Raw genomic sequence first — 14606 nt, forward strand, 5'->3', positions numbered from 1 at the left:
CTTGCGAGTGTCGCGACACTGTAAAGATGCCGATCCTCGTCGTACCGACCACTGCCGTTCACCGATCGTTCCTCGCGGCCTGGGACGAGCTCGGTCCAGATGGGGAGCGGTGGATGGGTGCGCGATCGATCGCCGCCGACGACGAGGAGTGGACCCGGCAGCAGGCGGCCGACCCGGCGGAGTTCCACCGGCTGGTCGAGGCGATCAAGGCCGAGGCGGACCCCGCGACCGAGCTGCCGCCGGGGATCGTGCACCAGACCGTGCTGTGGTTCGTCGACGGCATCGAGTTCCTCGGCCGGCTGTCGATCCGGCACTGGCTCACCCCGGCCCTGCTCGAGGTGGCCGGCCACATCGGGTACTGCGTCCGCCCGTCCGCGCGGCGCAAGGGGTACGCGACCCAGATGCTGACCCAGTCGCTGCCGATCGCCGCCGCGCTGGACATCGAGCCGGCGCTCGTCACCTGCGACACCGGGAACGTCGCTTCACGCAAGGTGATCGAGGCAGCCGGCGGCGAATTGGAAGACGAACGACACGGAAAGCTGAGGTTCTGGGTGCCGACACACGTGGCCTGATGACCTATGGTCGGAGCTTATGAAGGTCGCCATCCTGACGCGTGAGTACCCACCGGATGTGTACGGCGGGGCGGGGGTGCATGTGGACTTCCTGGTCCGCGAGCTCCGCCGGCTGATCGACGTGGACGTGCAGTGCATGGGCGAGCCCAGGCCGGGCGCGATCGCGCACTCCGAGGACGACCCGCGGATGCCGGGGGCGAACGCGGCGCTGCGCATCCTGTCCACGGATCTCACGATGACAGCCGCCGTCGGCGACGCGCAGCTCGTGCACTCGCACACCTGGTACGCGAACATGGCCGGTCACTGGGCGAAGCTGCTGTACGGCGTACCGCATGTGGTGACCGCGCACTCGCTGGAGCCGCGTCGCCCGTGGAAGGCCGAGCAGCTCGGCGGCGGGTACCGGCTGTCCAGCTGGGCCGAGAAGACGGCGTACGAGGCGGCCGACGCGGTCGTCGCGGTGAGCCGCGGGATGCGGGACGACGTACTCGACTGCTACCCCTCGATCGACCCGGCGAAGGTGCACGTGATCTCGAACGGGATCGACGCAGACTTCTACCACCCGGATCCATCGACCCACGTGCTCGAGCGGCTCGGGGTGGATCTGAATCGTCCGTACGTGACGTTCGTCGGCCGGATCACCCGGCAGAAGGGCGTGCCGCACCTGCTCCGCGCCGGCCTGCGCCTCGACCCGTCCGTGCAGCTCGTGCTACTGGCCGGTGCCGCCGACACGGTCGAGCTGAAGGCCGAGACCGACGCGCTGATCGACGACCTCAAGATGGCTCGGGACGGCGTGTTCGTGGTCTCCGAGATGCTGCCGCGCGAGGACGTCCGGCAGGTTCTCACGCACGCACTGGCGTTCTGCTGCCCGTCGATCTACGAGCCGCTGGGCATCGTCAATCTGGAGGCGATGGCCTGCGAGACCGCCGTCGTCGCTAGTGCGGTCGGCGGTATCCCCGAGGTCGTCGACGACGGCGTGACAGGCATCCTGGTCCCGTACGACGAGGACGACATCGACGCGTTCGAACGCGGCCTCGCGGACGGCATCAACGAGCTCGTCGACAACCCGGCGAAGGCCGAGTCGATGGGCAAGGCCGGGCGTGAGCGGGCCGTGTCGCAGTTCGGCTGGGACGCCGTCGCCGACCGGACGGTCCAGCTGTACACGAGCCTGCTCGGGTAGGAGAAAGCCCACCCTCGGTACGGGGCTTCGCACCATTCTTCGAGTGGCGCGGCGGCGGTTGGCTTGAGGTATGACTTCTCGCCTGACTTCTCGCCTGACACGGAGCGTCGCCGCCACCCTGGCGACCGCTGCTCTGCTCACGTTCCCGCTGTCCGCGTTCGGCGCCGTCAGTCAGCCGACGCTGTCCGAGGCTGCCGTCTCCAGCGTGCATGCCCGGCGCGGATCGGTGATCTCGGCGGTACCAGTCGCGCAGTTGACCGCGGCTCAGCTGAACGCCGTGTCCGCCGACTTCCCCGGCACACCACCTGCGGCGTACGGCGTCACGGCGTACCGCTTGATCTATCGGACGATCGACCACGACGGGCGGCCGACGACCGCGAGCGGCATCGTCGTACTGCCGGACGGGCGTCGCGGTGCGCTGACCGTCGCGGAATACCTGCACGGGACCAACCCCACGAAGGCCGCGGCGGCCTCGGTGGACGACACCTCGACCGATCGGCTGGTGACCGCTCTGTTCGCTGGTCAGGGGCTGGTCGGTGTCGCGCCGGACTACCTCGGACTCGGGCTCGGTCCGGGCAAGCCGCCGTACCTCGACACCAAGACCGAGACGACCTCGTCGGGTGATCTGTTGCTCGCCGCACGGACCTTCGCGGCCAAGCACGGGATCGCACTGAAGCGGGACGTGCTGGTGACCGGCTTCTCGCAGGGCGGACGCGCGTCGATGGCCTTCGGCCGGGCGTTGAGCCGCGGTGAGGTCGGCTCGTTCCGCCTGGGCGCGATCCAGGCCGTCGCCGGTCCGTACGACCTGCTCGGCAGCGAGTTGCCGGCGATCTTCACGGGTGGCGTGCTGCCCCCGACGGCGACCTTCTACCTCGGCTACCTGATCACCGCATGGAACCGGACCGTCGGGTTGTACGACGATCCGCGCGAGGTGTTCCAGGCGCCGTACGCCGCCACGGTGGAAGGGCTGTTCGACGGCACGCACTCCGATGAGGACATCGTTGCCGCGCTCCCGGACACGCCGCAGAAGCTGTTCACGCCGGCGTTCATCAAGCAGCTGCAGCACCCGACCGGCAAGCTGCTCCGGGCGATCCGTGCAGCCGACCAGGTGTGTCGCGACTGGAATCCGCGGGTGCCGGTGCATCTCTACAGCGGCACGAAGGACACCGACGTGGTGGCTGCCAACGCCGACGCCTGTGCTGCTTCTTTGCGAGCACGCGGGGCCGACGTGACGGTCCACTCGATGGGTCCGGTCGATCACACAGGTACGGCGTTCGCGGCGTACCCAGGAATCATCCGCGCGTTCAGCCGGTGGGCTTGAGCCGGTTTAGTCCTTCGGGCTCGGCTGGTTCTGCTGCGGCTGCTCGTCGTTCGACGCGATCAGGCTGCCGAGCAGGGCCAGCGACTCGGCGTCGCGCGATCCCGGTACGGCGTGGAAGATCACCAGCGTCATGCTGTCGGTGCCGCCGATCGTGAGCTTGTCCGAGCGAAGGGCGAGCTCGCCGACGGCGGGATGCGTCAACTGACTGAGCCGGCTCTTACGCGGGCGGACGTCGTGGCGCGCCCAGAGCTGGCGGAAGCGTTCGCTGCGGACGGACAGATCGCCGACCAGTTCCTTCAGGCGCGGGTCGTCCACGTTCGGGCCGAGCTCCGTGCGGAGGATCGCGACACCCTCCTCGGTCAGGTCGTCCCAGTCGCGGCGAAGCTCACGCTCGCGGGGATCGAGCAGTACTGCGCTGAGCAGGTTGACCCCGACCTGGTAGTTCGGGGAGAGCGCCGCGCAGAGTGGGTTGACGGCCAGACAGTCGGTGTACTTGTTCTGCACGTACGCCGGATTGTTGGGCAGCCCGTCGATCAGCTCCAGGATGCTTTCCGGGACCTTCTCGCCGGTCCGTCGGGGAGCCGGCCGTTCCTGGGCGAGACCCCGCAGGTAGGCGGTTGCGTCGGCATCCAGCCGCAGTACTTCGGCGAGCGCATCGAGAACCTGCACGGACGGATTGCGGTCGCGGCCTTGTTCGAGGCGGAGGTAGTAGTCCGAGCTGATGCCGGCGAGCATCGCGACCTCCTCGCGCCGCAGCCCGGGAACGCGCCGCAGGCCGATGCTCCGGATGCCGACCTCCTCGGGCTTGACCTGCTCGCGCCTGGCCCGGAGGTAGTCGCCCAGCGCGTTCGTACTCTCCATGACTCCCACGGTAGTCCGGACCACGTCCAGGTGCCTGGGTCCTGTCACTACCAGGAACAGCAGGGCACTCCCTGTTCTCAGTGCTGCGGGCAACAGTTGAAGCATGACGAACTCAACCATCACCCTCGCCGAGGACCTCACCATCACCCGCATGGGGTACGGCGCGATGCAGCTCGCGGGCCCCAACGTCTTCGGCCCGCCGAAGGACCGCGACCAGGCGATCGCCGTACTGCGGGAAGCGGTCGACCTCGGCGTCACGCACATCGACACCAGCGACTTCTACGGCCCGGTCGTCGTGAACGAGCTCATCAAGGAGGCGCTCTACCCGTACCCGGCCGGCCTCCACCTGGTGACCAAGGTCGGCGCGCGGCGCGGCGACGACGGCTCGTGGAACATCACCCAGGACCCCGAGGACCTGAAGGCGCAGGTCCACGAGAACCTCGAGCACCTGGGCCTCGACGTACTCGATGTGGTCAACCTCCGCACGCCCGCCCACGACGGCGGCAGCGAGGAGTCGATCGCCAAGGCCTTCACGGCCCTCGCCGAACTCCAGCAGGAGGGCCTGATCAGGCACCTCGGCCTGAGCGGCGTCACGATCCCCCAGATTCGCGAGGCCCAGGCGATCGCGCCGATCGTCACGGTCCAGAACCTGTACAACCTGGTCCGCCGCGACGACGACGCCGTGGTCGACTACGCCGCCGACCACAACATCGCATTCGCGTCGTTCTTCCCGCTGGGCGGTTTCACCCCACTGCAGTCAGAAACCCTCGCCAAGGCAGCCACGCGCCTGGACGCCACCCCGCAACAGGTCGCGCTCGCTTGGCTCCTGCAGCGCTCGTCGACCAGCGTGGTCATCCCGGGTACGTCGTCGCTCGCCCACCTGCGGGAAAACATCGCGGCCCGCGACCTGGACCTGCCGGCCGACGCCGTCGCAGAACTCGACGCCATCGGCCGGAGCTAGCTCAGCCGATCCCCGCGGTGGGTTGCTCGCCTGCCAGCCAGGTGGTGAGGAGGCGGGCACCGGCGCCGGTCGCGCCGACGGAGTATTCGAACCGGTCGGCCGGGGACTCGGCGATCGACGAGAGGTCGAGATGAGCCCAGGGGATGTCGCCGGCGAAGGCCTTCAGGAACAGGGCGGCGGTGATGGAGCCGGGGCCTTTCGAGCTGTTGACCGAGTCCGCGATCGGGGTCGCGATCAGGTCCTCGTACTCCGGCGGGAGCGGCATCCGCCAGACCTCCTCGCCCGAGATCCGGCCGGCGTCGGCGAGGTTGTCGGCCAGCGCGTCGTCGGTGGCGAACATCCCGCCGTACAGCATCGCGCCGAGCGACACCTTGATCGCGCCGGTCAGCGTGGCGACGTCGACCAGCACGTCCGGCTTCAGCTCCTTCACGGCGTACGCGAGGCCGTCGGCCATCACCAGCCGGCCCTCGGCGTCGGTGTTCTTGACCTCGGTGGTCCGGCCGCCGTAGTGCCGGATCACGTCGTCCGGGCGGTACGACGAGCCGGACGGCATGTTCTCCGCGGAGCAGACGAGCCCCGTCACCCGGACGTTCGCGCCGAGTTCACGCAGCGCCGACATCGTCGCGATCACCGAACCGCCGCCGGTCATGTCGCGCTTCATCGACACCATGCCCTCGCGCGGCTTCAGCGACAGGCCGCCGGTGTCGTAGGTGATGCCCTTGCCGACCAGCACGACGTACGGCGTCTTCTTGGTCGCGCCCGCCGGGACGTAGTCGAGCCGGATGAACCGCGGCGGCCGGGTCGAGCCCTGACCGACCGCGAGGATGCCGCCGAAGCCTTCCTCGGCAAGCTGCTTCTCGTCCCAGACCGTCACCTCGAGACCGGTCGCGGCGGCCACCTCGGTAGCCCGCGCGGCCATCCACGCCGGGTCCTTCTCGTTGGACGGCGTGATCGCCAGCTGCCGCGCGAGCCAGCCGGTCCGGCCGACGACGATGCCGCGGTCGACGGCCGGCTGGCGCGCATCCGCCGTACCGTCGGTCAGGGTGACCTTGCCGACCGCCGGCTTGCCCGGGTCGACCGTCTTCAGCGTGTACGAGAACGAGCCGAGAACCACGCCCTCCGCGAACGCCTGCAGCGCCGCGTCATCGATGCCCTCGGCAACAACCGTGGTGAGCTCGTCCTTGCCGCGGCCGAACCGCGCGATCGCCGCACCGGCGTGTCGCAGGTCCTTCGGACTGCCGTCGCCGGCTCCGACCAGCACGATCTCGGTCACCTCGCCGGCCAGCAGCGGGTACGCCGCGACCGCGCCGGCGGACGCGCTGAAGCCGGTCTCCTGCTGCACTTCGAGCAACCGGTCGAGGTCGACGCCGAGTCGCTCGCCGGCCTCCTTCGCGGCGGCCGGCAGACCGCTGTCGTCACCGACGACGATCACCCAGGTCGGCGAACCGTGCACCGGCAGACCGGGCTGCCAGGCGACGCCCGGAAGGCTGGGGAAAGGGGACGAACTGCTGCTGCGGCGAGCCACTAGGAGGACCTCACTGAAGTTTGATCAAAGTAGGGTGCAACCGTAACGACCCCGGCCGGTGCCGGAAACGGCACCCACCGGGGTCGCAGGATTTGTCAGAGGTGCGTGGGATTCGGAGCCGGCCCCAAGGCACCCCGGGGAGAACCCGGTCAGCCGACGACAGCCTTGAGCGCGTTCCCGAGCTCGGTCGCTTCGTCCGCGTTGAGCTCGACGACGAGCCGGCCGCCGCCCTCGAGCGGAACCCGCATCACGATCCCCCGGCCCTCCTTGGTGACCTCGAGCGGACCATCGCCCGTCCGCGGCTTCATCGCCGCCATGCGCGCACCCCTTCCCAGTGTCGGTGTTGAGCGACGACACCGCGCGGGGACCGTCGCCGGCGCCGTTGCGGTGATGCGCCGTCGGCGCGTATCGCAGTGTGTATCAGACCCCATTATTCCCGATCCCAGGCCAGAGCCGTGCACCATACGGCAGACTCGAGTCTTGTGCACGCCCGTTCAGCCCTCTTCGACCTGTACGGCGACCACCTGCGCGCGCGTGGCGCGCGCGCCCCGGTCGCGGCCCTGGTCCAGCTGCTCGCGCCGCTCGGCGTCCATCCGCCGGCGGTGCGCACCGCCGTGTCGCGGATGGTCCGGCAGGGCTGGCTGGAGCCGGTCCGGATCGAAGGACAGCCCGGGTACGCGCTGACGTCCCGGGCGCGTCGCAGGCTCGACGACGCCGCCGCCCGGATCTACCGGACCGCACCGGACGGCACGCCCGTGGTCACCGGTTCCGAAGGCCCCGGCGACTGGGACCGGCACTGGCATCTCGGCATCCTGCGCGAGGTCCCGAACGCCCGCCGCCGCGAGCAGCTGGCGAGCCAACTCGCCTTCCTGGGTTGGGCTCCGCTGTCCGACGGCGCCTGGGTCGGACTGCGCAACGACGCCGAGGTCGACCAGATTCTCGGCATGGAAGGGATCGCCGCGGACCGGTTCCGCGCGCCGGTCGACGACGGCGCCGTCGAGTTCGCCCGGCGGGTCTGGAAACTCGACGAGCTCGGCGCGTCGTACGACGCCTGGCTGATCGAGGCGAAGGCGCTGGTCGACGAGGCCGGGCGGGAGTCGGCCAACGGCAACGGCGACGAGCACGCGTTCGCCGTACGGTCGGAACTGGTGCACGAGTGGCGCAAGTTCCTGTTCCGCGATCCGGGGCTGCCGGACGAGCTGCTGCCCGCCGACTGGGCCGGGACCAGGGCGGCCGAGTTCTTCGATTTCCACGCCGAACGACTGGGCCCCGCGGCCGGGCGTTTCGTCGACAACTGCCTGACACTGCACTGAAATTCTCACCGACAGTCAAGGAGCTGACCACGATGAGTGACTCCGTTGTCTACGCCGTCTCCGACGGCGTGGCCACCATCACCCTGAACCGGCCGGACGCGATGAACTCGCTCGACACGCCGACGAAGGTTCTGCTCCGGGACACGATCCAGACCGCCGCCGAGGATCCGGCCGTCCGCGTCGTCGTACTGACCGGGACCGGGCGGGCGTTCTGCGTCGGACAGGACCTCAAGGAGCACATCGGGCTGCTGCAGGCCAACGACCAGGCTGCGCTGTGGAGCACAGTGCCGGACCACTACGCGCCGATCGCGCTGGCCCTGGCCGAGATGCCCAAGCCGGTCGTTGCGGCGGTCAACGGCGTGGCGGCGGGCGCCGGCGCGTCGATGGCGTTCGCGTGCGACTTCCGCGTCGTCGCCGACACTGCGGGGTTCAACCTCGCCTTCACCGGGATCGCGCTGTCCTGCGACACCGGCATCTCGTGGACGCTCCCCCGGCTCATCGGGCGGGCGAAGGCGCTCGAGTTGCTCTACTTCCCCCGCACGATTCCCGCGGCCGAGTCGCTGGAGCTCGGCCTGGCGAGTTCCGTCGTACCGGCTGCTGAGCTGGAGGACGCGGTCGCAGAGCTCGCTGGGAAGCTCGCCAAGGGTCCGACGGTCGCTTACGGCGCCGTCCGGCAGTCGGTGAACTACTCGGCGACGCACACGCTGGCCGAATCGCTGGCCTTCGAGGCGGGACAGATGCGGCTGACCGGCGAGACCGAGGACCACCACAACGCGGTCGCCTCGTTCGTCGCGAAGGAGAAGCCCAGCTTCAACGGCAGGTGAGCAAGGTCTTGTAATCGTTTACGTAAGCGATTACAACCTGAGCTGTGAGGAAACTGCTGCTGCCTGCCCTGACCGCCGCCACGCTGGTCGGGAGCTTCGTCGTGCCCGGGTCCGCTGCTGGGCCTACTGGGCCTGCTGGGCCCGCTGGGTCCCCTGCGCCCGCTGTCGAGCCTGGGGTCATCAAGTCCGCCGCTGTGCGGTCCGCAACGCTCGGCGAGGACATCAACTACAACGTCTACCTGCCGGCCGGGTACGACGCATCCACCCGCCGGTACCCGGTCGTCTACCTGCTGCACGGGCGCGGGGACTCGATGAGCGCCTGGACGCAGGTGAAGAGCCGGCTCGACGAGCTGATCGGGGACGCTGAGATCCCGCCGACGATCGCGATCATGCCCGACGCGCCGTGGAGCAGCCGGGCCAGCTGGTACGTCGACTCCGCCTACAAGGGCAGCCCAGACGGTCAGACACAGCCGGGGCGGCCCGTGGAGACCGCGTTCTTCCGGGATTTCGTGCCGCAGATCGATGCGACGTACCGGACGATCGCGGACCGCAGCGGGCGGGCGATCGCCGGCTACTCGATGGGCGGTGCCGGTGCGCTGCGGTACTCGCTGGCGCATCCGGACGTCTTCGGCGCGGCGATCGCGCTGAGTCCGGCGGTGTACTTCCCGTTGCCGCCGGCCGATTCGAGCACCCGCGATTTCGGTGCCTTCGGCAAGGGTAAGGATCCGTTCGTCGAGGCGACGTACCTGAAGCTGAACTGGCCGGCCGGGCTGAAGTCGTTCTCGGCGACCGGGCTGAAGTCGCACCTGTATATCGCGGTCGGCGACGACGAGTACAAGAACCCGAAGGCGATCGATGCCACCCACGACCTCGACTTCGAGGCACACGTCGTGTTCAACCAGGCCTCGCGGGTGCCCAACCTGACGTCGGAGTTCCGCGTCGTCGACGGGGGGCACGACTGGGACGTGTGGGGACCGACATTCGCCGAAGGCGCGAAGTACATCTTCCGGTACATCGGCAAGCCGCCGGCCGTCCCGATGCGGGCCGCGATGACAGGTACGGCGGGCGACGATCGCGCCGGCGGGATCGCGACTGATGCCTCTGGCAACGTTTATCAGGCGGTCGCGGCGGCCGGCTCGCTCGACGGGCAGCCGTACGCGGGTGGGACGGATGTCGCGCTGATCAAGTACCGGGCGGACGGTTCGCGGGAGTGGACGCGGTCACTTGGGACCAGCGGGACCGAACGCGCGTACGGCGTTGCTGTGGACGCCGAAGGGCGCGTTGTGGTGACCGGGTACACGAACGGCGATCTGGACGGCACACATGCCGGAAACGCTACGGACGATGGGTTCGTGGCGCAGTACGACGCCGATGGGAATCGACGGTGGCTGACGCAGTTCGGCGTACCGGGGGTGGCGGATCGCAGCTATTCGGTGACGGTGTCAGGGACCGACGTCTATGTGGGCGGCTACACGAAGGGCGCGTTGGACGGGGCGAACCAGGGCGACAAGGATGTGTTCGTCGCTCGGCTTGACGGTGACGGGCGACTGGTGTGGTTGCGGCAGACCGGAAGTGCCGGCGAGGACAAGGGGATGGCCGTCGCGGTCTCGGACGGTTCCGTGTACCTGGGCGGAATGATGGCCGGCGACGGTGGCGTCGACGGCCTCCTCGCTCGCTACTCAACTGACGGCTCCCCGATGTGGGTGAAGCAGCTCGGCACTTCCGCGGCGGACGAGGTGTGGGCACTCACCGCAGACCCTCACGGCGGCGTCTACCTCGCCGGTTACACGGCGGGCGACTTCGCCGGAACACTCAACGGCGACAAGGATTTCCTGATCGCCCGCGCCGATTCCGACGGCAACTTGACCTGGCGCGACCAGCTCGGCACGTCCACCAACGACAAGGCCGCCGCTGTGGCTGTCGACCCCGTCGGCAATGTCTACGTGGCAGGCTTCACCGACGGCTCGTTGGAGACGCCGCTCGGCAAGTTCGACGGCGTGCTGACGAAGTACTCTCCTGACCACACCCGCAGTTGGACCCGCCAGTTCGGTACTGCTGACGACGATGCCGCGGACGCCTTCGCCGAAGCCAATCTGTACCTCACCGTTACGCCGACAGGCACGCAGTTGAGCGGGCTGTCCGGAACGGATGTGTTCCGAACAGCCTTCACTCCCGATGGCACGAACACGTTGCCATAGAACGTTTGGTGGGCTCCCAGACCGCGTTCCGGCCGGGCGAGTCACGGCCGGACAACCACCTGACAGTCGGGGAGCCCGCTGAACACCTCATCACGTTCAGTGCCCGGTGCACAACTCGTTCAGCCGTTTGTGTTTGCGTTTCGCCAAAGAGCCTTTTGCAGATGCAGAAGGCAGCTGCACGTGCACGAGATTCAGCGGGCTATACAGGTTTTCAAGTGGTCGTTCACGATGCCTGTCGCCTGCATCAACGCGTACGCCGTGGTGGGTCCGACGAAGACGAAACCCTTCTTCTTCAGGGCCTTCGACATCGCCACGGACTCGGGTGTCGTGGCCGGCACGTCGGCGAGCGTCCTGGGCGCCTTGTGCTCGGCCGGCTTGAACGACCAGAGCAGCTCGGTGAACTCGCCGTCGTCGAGCTCCAGCAGCGCGCGGGCGTTGTTGATCGTCGCGTTGATCTTCAGCCGGTTGCGAACGATGCCGGGGTCGGCCATCAGCCGCTCGAAGTCCGCGTCGTCGAACTTCGCGATCGTCTCCGGGTCGAAGTGCGCGAACGCCGTACGGAAGTTCTCCCGCTTGCGAAGGATCGTGATCCACGACAGACCAGACTGAAACCCCTCAAGCGTCATCCGCTCGAACAGCCCGACATCGCTACGGATCTCCTTACCCCACTCAGTGTCGTGATACTCCACATACTCCGGCGCCGAAGTAGCCCAACCACACCGCGCCTGCCCATCCGGGCCGATCACCGTCATGCCTGGACCTCTCGCAGCAGTCGGCGCAACGAGACGCGCATCATCAGCTCGAACGCCGGTCGCGCGACGATCCACCCGAGCCGACCGAGCGGCGGGTCGACGTCCTCTTCCCAGGTGAAGACGCTGCCGCTGGAGACGGGCGCGATCGTGAACGTGCCCGTCCCGCGGACGATCTTGCCGAGATGCTTCACCGTGCACTCGCGCGGCGGATCCCAGTGTGTGATGACCATGTCGTCAGTGAACCCGATGCCACCGACAGAAGTTCGCGCCGCGACCCCGCCACCGACGCCGATCCCGTCGTTCTCAGTCCCCCAGACGCGGGTAAGCAGCATCCAGCGGGACTGGCGATCCCAATCCATCACGACGTCCCACGCGGCCTCCGGCGACAGCCGCAGCACGACCGACGCCTCCGCGTGACAACTCCCCGACTCGTCCATTAACTGGGCCGCTGATAAGCGCCCTCATCGTCCTGATCAGCCGGCGGCCAAAACCGCCACCCCTCCCCCTCACCCTGCTGCCCATCACCCTGCTGCGCACTGGACTGCTGCGGCGCGGACAGCTGCTGTGCGGCCTGCTGCTGGGCGGCCTCCTGCTCGCGCACGACATACTGCGAGTCCTGCGCCCGCGTCCAGTCCGTCACCGGAGCAGCCTGCCCACCCACCGCCTGCTCCCCATCCGCCGCCTGCTGCGGGTAGGACTGCTGCTGCTGAGGCGCGGGCAACTGCTGCTCCTGCACCACGTACTGCGAGTCCTGCGCCTGCATCCAGGGCGTTGCCGCAGCGGCCTGCTCGCCCGGCGCCTGCTGGCCGCCAGCGGACTGCTGTGGGACCGCTGCCTGCGTCCAGTGCGTCACGGGAGCGGCCTGCTCGGCCTGGGACTGCTGCACGTCGGCCGACTGCTGCGGGAGCACCTGCGGCTGTGGCTCAGGCGCCTGGGTCCAGTGCACCGCGGGAGAGGGCTGCTCGGCTGCGGCTGGTTGTGTGTTGGCTGACTGCTGGCTGGAGGCTTGGAGCGGCGGCTGCTGTGCTGACTGCTGCGCACGGGCCGATGGAGCCTCTTCCTCCGGCGACTGCCGGGCGGCAACCTGCGGCGACTGCTGAGCGGCAGCCTGCGGCGCCGGCCGATCCGGCCACTGCTCGGCGGCAGGCTGGGGCGACTGCTGGGCGGCAGCCTGGGGTGACTGTCGATCCGGCGACTGCTCGCTGGACGCCTGTGGCGGCTGCTCATTTTGCGGCTGCTGCTCTGGAGGTGCTGAGTGGCGTGTGGCGGGAGTGCGGCGGGGAGTGACCGGCTGGGACTGTGCCTCTAGGAGGGCGCGAGCCTCGGCTTGGAGCCGTTCGTACTCGTCGGCGGCTGCTTCGTGCCTCGTCCGCGGGAGCTCCGAAGTCTCCGGCTCGTCGTCCGCACCCTCGGCAGCTGCCCCATACGCCGCGCCGTACGCCGAGCTAGACGCCGCCTGAGACTCAGCCCCGAAAGCTGCCCCAGAACCGACTCCAGGCTCAGCCCCAGATCCAGCCCCAGACTCAGCCCCGGAACCGGCCCCAGATCCAGCCCCAGATCCAGCCCCAGATCCAGCCCCAGATCCAGCCCCAGACTCAACGCCGGACTCAACGCCGGACTCAACGCCGGACTCAACGCCGGACTCAACGCCAGATCCAGCCCCGTACTGAGCCCCAGATCCAGCGCCAGACTCAGCTTGCGGCTCAGTAGTTGGTGGCGGCTCGGTGGGAGATGCCGGCGTGGCGACCTCCGGGGCCTCCGCGGTGGAGTCGGCCGGCTCGTCGTTCGCGGGCTTACTCACCGGAAAGTCGCCGCCGACGAGGATGGGCTGATGCGGACCGGTGTCTTCGAACTCGGATGCGTCGTACGGCGACTTCGACGAGAAGCCGGCGCCGTCCGGCGCCTCTACGATCGGCGCGACCGCGCGCTCCAGGTCCGCGATTCGGCGGTCGCGCTCAGCGACCTCTTTTGCGACTCGTTCGAGGAGTGTGTCGACCTCGTCCATCCGGTAGCCGCGCACCCCGACCGCGAACCGCGCCGACTCGATATCCGTCGACGTCAGCGCCTGCCGTGCGGGCACAGTCATGTCGGGCCTGTCGTCGTACGCCGTGCTCATGGCACCCCAACGACCCGAGGCGACTACCGCGACAGCCCCGATCAACACCACGACGACCAGCCCGAAGAACCACATCACGGGTCCGATCGTGCCATGCCGTCCGAGTCAACCGAACCATCACCCGGGATTTCAGCTCCCGTCGGACCCCAGCCGGCGCGCCTTCGCGGACGTGCTCTCCACGTCCTCCGCAGCCACCTCGGCGGCTTCCTGGGCCGCGGCGTCGGCCAGCTCCCCCGCCTTCATGATGTAGCTGATCGCCTCGTCCACGTCGTCGGTGACCGTGAACATCTCCAGATCGGCGGCCGAGATCTTCCCGTCCTCGAGCATCGTGTTCCGCAGCCACTCGACCAGCCCGCCCCAGTACGCCGTACCGAACAGCACGACCGGGAACGACGTGACCTTCCGCGTCTGCGCCAGGGTGAGCGCCTCGAACAGCTCGTCCAGCGTGCCGAACCCGCCCGGCATCACCACGAATCCCTGGGCGTACTTCACGAACATCGTCTTGCGGGTGAAGAAGTACCGGAAGTTCATCCCGATGTCGACCCACTCGTTCAGGCCGTTCTCGAAGGGCAGCTCGATACCGAGCCCGACCGAGACACCGCCGGCCTCGGACGCGCCCTTGTTCGCAGCCTCCATGACACCCGGTCCGCCGCCGGTGATCACGGCGTACCCGGCCGCGACCAGCTTCCGCCCGAACTCCTCGGCCGCGGCGTACATGGGGTCGTCGGGCTTGGTCCGCGCCGAGCCGAAGACGCTGATCGCGGCGCCGAGCTCGGCCAGCATGCCGAACCCCTCGATGAACTCCGACTGGATCCGCAGCACCCGCCACGGGTCGGTGTGCACCCAGTCCGACGGTCCGCGGCTGTCCAGCAGCCGCTGCTCGGAGGTGGAGTGCTGCACCTGCTTGCGCCGCATCATGATCGGCCCGCGCTGCTGCTGGCCGACCGGACGGTCGGGGTGGATCGATGGTTCTGACATGCGTCCAG

Annotated in this window: 14 protein-coding genes and 1 pseudogene; 7 read left to right on the forward strand and 8 right to left on the reverse strand. The window is 68.8% G+C overall.

The genetic code is table 11. The features are described from left to right. Positions 1-26: 26 nt before the first annotated feature. The 3 genes from AB0J62_RS01960 (at position 27) to AB0J62_RS01970 (ending at position 3070) form a co-directional block, all read left to right on the forward strand. Positions 27-572: a GNAT family N-acetyltransferase gene (locus tag AB0J62_RS01960; protein ID WP_363863164.1), complete on the forward strand. Its 546-nt coding sequence runs from the start codon at positions 27-29 to the stop codon at positions 570-572. Between the two features lie 19 nt (positions 573-591). Continuing rightward, the gene (gene glgA / locus AB0J62_RS01965; RefSeq protein WP_363863167.1) at positions 592-1749 is read left to right on the forward strand and encodes a glycogen synthase; all 1158 of its coding nucleotides are present in this window, start codon (positions 592-594) and stop codon (positions 1747-1749) included. 70 nt (positions 1750-1819) lie between these two features. Beyond that, positions 1820-3070, forward strand: a complete 1251-nt coding sequence (locus AB0J62_RS01970; protein WP_363863170.1) for a hypothetical protein — start codon at positions 1820-1822, stop codon at positions 3068-3070. A gap of 6 nt (positions 3071-3076) precedes the next feature. Here AB0J62_RS01970 and AB0J62_RS01975 read toward each other — a convergent pair whose 3' ends face one another. After that, the gene (locus tag AB0J62_RS01975; protein ID WP_363863173.1) at positions 3077-3931 is read right to left on the reverse strand and encodes a helix-turn-helix transcriptional regulator; all 855 of its coding nucleotides are present in this window, start codon (positions 3929-3931) and stop codon (positions 3077-3079) included. 103 nt (positions 3932-4034) lie between these two features. Between AB0J62_RS01975 and AB0J62_RS01980 the strand changes: the two genes are divergently transcribed. Further along, positions 4035-4892, forward strand: coding sequence for an oxidoreductase (locus AB0J62_RS01980; RefSeq protein ID WP_363863176.1), 858 nt, complete (start codon positions 4035-4037; stop codon positions 4890-4892). 1 nt (position 4893) lies between these two features. On the opposite strand, the gene AB0J62_RS01985 is transcribed toward AB0J62_RS01980, so the two are convergent. Together AB0J62_RS01985 and AB0J62_RS01990 are read right to left on the reverse strand one after the other, a co-directional pair. Further along, positions 4894-6417, reverse strand: a complete 1524-nt coding sequence (locus AB0J62_RS01985) for a leucyl aminopeptidase family protein (RefSeq protein ID WP_363863179.1) — start codon at positions 6415-6417, stop codon at positions 4894-4896. 149 nt (positions 6418-6566) lie between these two features. After that, complete coding sequence (locus AB0J62_RS01990; protein ID WP_012923066.1) at positions 6567-6734, reverse strand: DUF3117 domain-containing protein; 168 nt, start codon at positions 6732-6734, stop codon at positions 6567-6569. A 165-nt stretch (positions 6735-6899) separates the two neighbouring features. Here AB0J62_RS01990 and AB0J62_RS01995 point away from each other — a divergent pair, with 165 nt between their 5' ends. Genes AB0J62_RS01995 through AB0J62_RS02005 form a run of 3 tightly spaced genes read left to right on the forward strand, consistent with a single transcriptional unit; the run spans position 6900 to position 10752 of the window. Continuing rightward, on the forward strand, positions 6900-7730 hold the full coding sequence (locus AB0J62_RS01995; RefSeq protein ID WP_363863182.1) for a PaaX family transcriptional regulator C-terminal domain-containing protein: 831 nt from the start codon (positions 6900-6902) through the stop codon (positions 7728-7730). Between the two features lie 32 nt (positions 7731-7762). Then, complete coding sequence (locus AB0J62_RS02000; protein WP_363863185.1) at positions 7763-8554, forward strand: enoyl-CoA hydratase-related protein; 792 nt, start codon at positions 7763-7765, stop codon at positions 8552-8554. 44 nt (positions 8555-8598) lie between these two features. Beyond that, positions 8599-10752 carry an alpha/beta hydrolase-fold protein gene (locus tag AB0J62_RS02005; RefSeq protein ID WP_363863188.1) on the forward strand — a complete coding sequence of 718 codons (2154 nt, stop codon included), beginning with the start codon at positions 8599-8601 and terminating at the stop codon, positions 10750-10752. A gap of 191 nt (positions 10753-10943) precedes the next feature. Here the strand turns inward: AB0J62_RS02005 and AB0J62_RS02010 are convergent, their stop codons facing one another. The 5 genes and pseudogenes from AB0J62_RS02010 to AB0J62_RS02030 all read right to left on the reverse strand — a co-directional run bounded on the left by AB0J62_RS02010 (position 10944) and on the right by AB0J62_RS02030 (position 14598). Beyond that, a complete protein-coding gene (locus AB0J62_RS02010) occupies positions 10944-11504 on the reverse strand; it encodes a DNA-3-methyladenine glycosylase I (protein ID WP_363863191.1) in 561 nt (186 codons plus the stop codon). Further along, a complete protein-coding gene (locus tag AB0J62_RS02015) occupies positions 11501-11941 on the reverse strand; it encodes an SRPBCC family protein (RefSeq protein ID WP_363863194.1) in 441 nt (146 codons plus the stop codon). Before AB0J62_RS02015 ends, AB0J62_RS02010 begins: the two co-directional genes overlap by 4 nt. Further along, on the reverse strand, positions 11941-12450 hold the full coding sequence (locus AB0J62_RS02020; protein ID WP_363865157.1) for a hypothetical protein: 510 nt from the start codon (positions 12448-12450) through the stop codon (positions 11941-11943). The genes AB0J62_RS02015 and AB0J62_RS02020 overlap by 1 nt, the downstream gene beginning before the upstream one ends. A 1029-nt stretch (positions 12451-13479) precedes the next feature. Further along, positions 13480-13695: pseudogene (locus AB0J62_RS02025) on the reverse strand (DivIVA domain-containing protein); the annotation flags it as partial. A 54-nt stretch (positions 13696-13749) separates the two neighbouring features. Further along, positions 13750-14598: a TIGR00730 family Rossman fold protein gene (locus AB0J62_RS02030; RefSeq protein WP_363863196.1), complete on the reverse strand. Its 849-nt coding sequence runs from the start codon at positions 14596-14598 to the stop codon at positions 13750-13752. Between the last annotated feature and the right edge of the window lie 8 nt (positions 14599-14606).

The organism is Kribbella sp. NPDC049584, from assembly GCF_040675555.1.
In the GTDB taxonomy this organism is placed as follows: Bacteria; Actinomycetota; Actinomycetes; order Propionibacteriales; family Kribbellaceae; genus Kribbella.

What these genes read in the sequence shown, in the direction of transcription:
- AB0J62_RS01960 (WP_363863164.1), top strand. Translation starts at nt 27, where the DNA reads ATGCCGATCCTCGTCGTACCGACCACTGCCGTTCACCGATCGTTCCTC.
- glgA (WP_363863167.1), top strand. Translation starts at nt 592, where the DNA reads ATGAAGGTCGCCATCCTGACGCGTGAGTACCCACCGGATGTGTACGGC.
- AB0J62_RS01970 (WP_363863170.1), top strand. Translation starts at nt 1,820, where the DNA reads ATGACTTCTCGCCTGACTTCTCGCCTGACACGGAGCGTCGCCGCCACC.
- AB0J62_RS01975 (WP_363863173.1), bottom strand. Translation starts at nt 3,931, where the DNA reads ATGGAGAGTACGAACGCGCTGGGCGACTACCTCCGGGCCAGGCGCGAG.
- AB0J62_RS01980 (WP_363863176.1), top strand. Translation starts at nt 4,035, where the DNA reads ATGACGAACTCAACCATCACCCTCGCCGAGGACCTCACCATCACCCGC.
- AB0J62_RS01990 (WP_012923066.1), bottom strand. Translation starts at nt 6,734, where the DNA reads ATGGCGGCGATGAAGCCGCGGACGGGCGATGGTCCGCTCGAGGTCACC.
- AB0J62_RS02000 (WP_363863185.1), top strand. Translation starts at nt 7,763, where the DNA reads ATGAGTGACTCCGTTGTCTACGCCGTCTCCGACGGCGTGGCCACCATC.
- AB0J62_RS02010 (WP_363863191.1), bottom strand. Translation starts at nt 11,504, where the DNA reads ATGACGGTGATCGGCCCGGATGGGCAGGCGCGGTGTGGTTGGGCTACT.
- AB0J62_RS02015 (WP_363863194.1), bottom strand. Translation starts at nt 11,941, where the DNA reads ATGGACGAGTCGGGGAGTTGTCACGCGGAGGCGTCGGTCGTGCTGCGG.
- AB0J62_RS02030 (WP_363863196.1), bottom strand. Translation starts at nt 14,598, where the DNA reads ATGTCAGAACCATCGATCCACCCCGACCGTCCGGTCGGCCAGCAGCAG.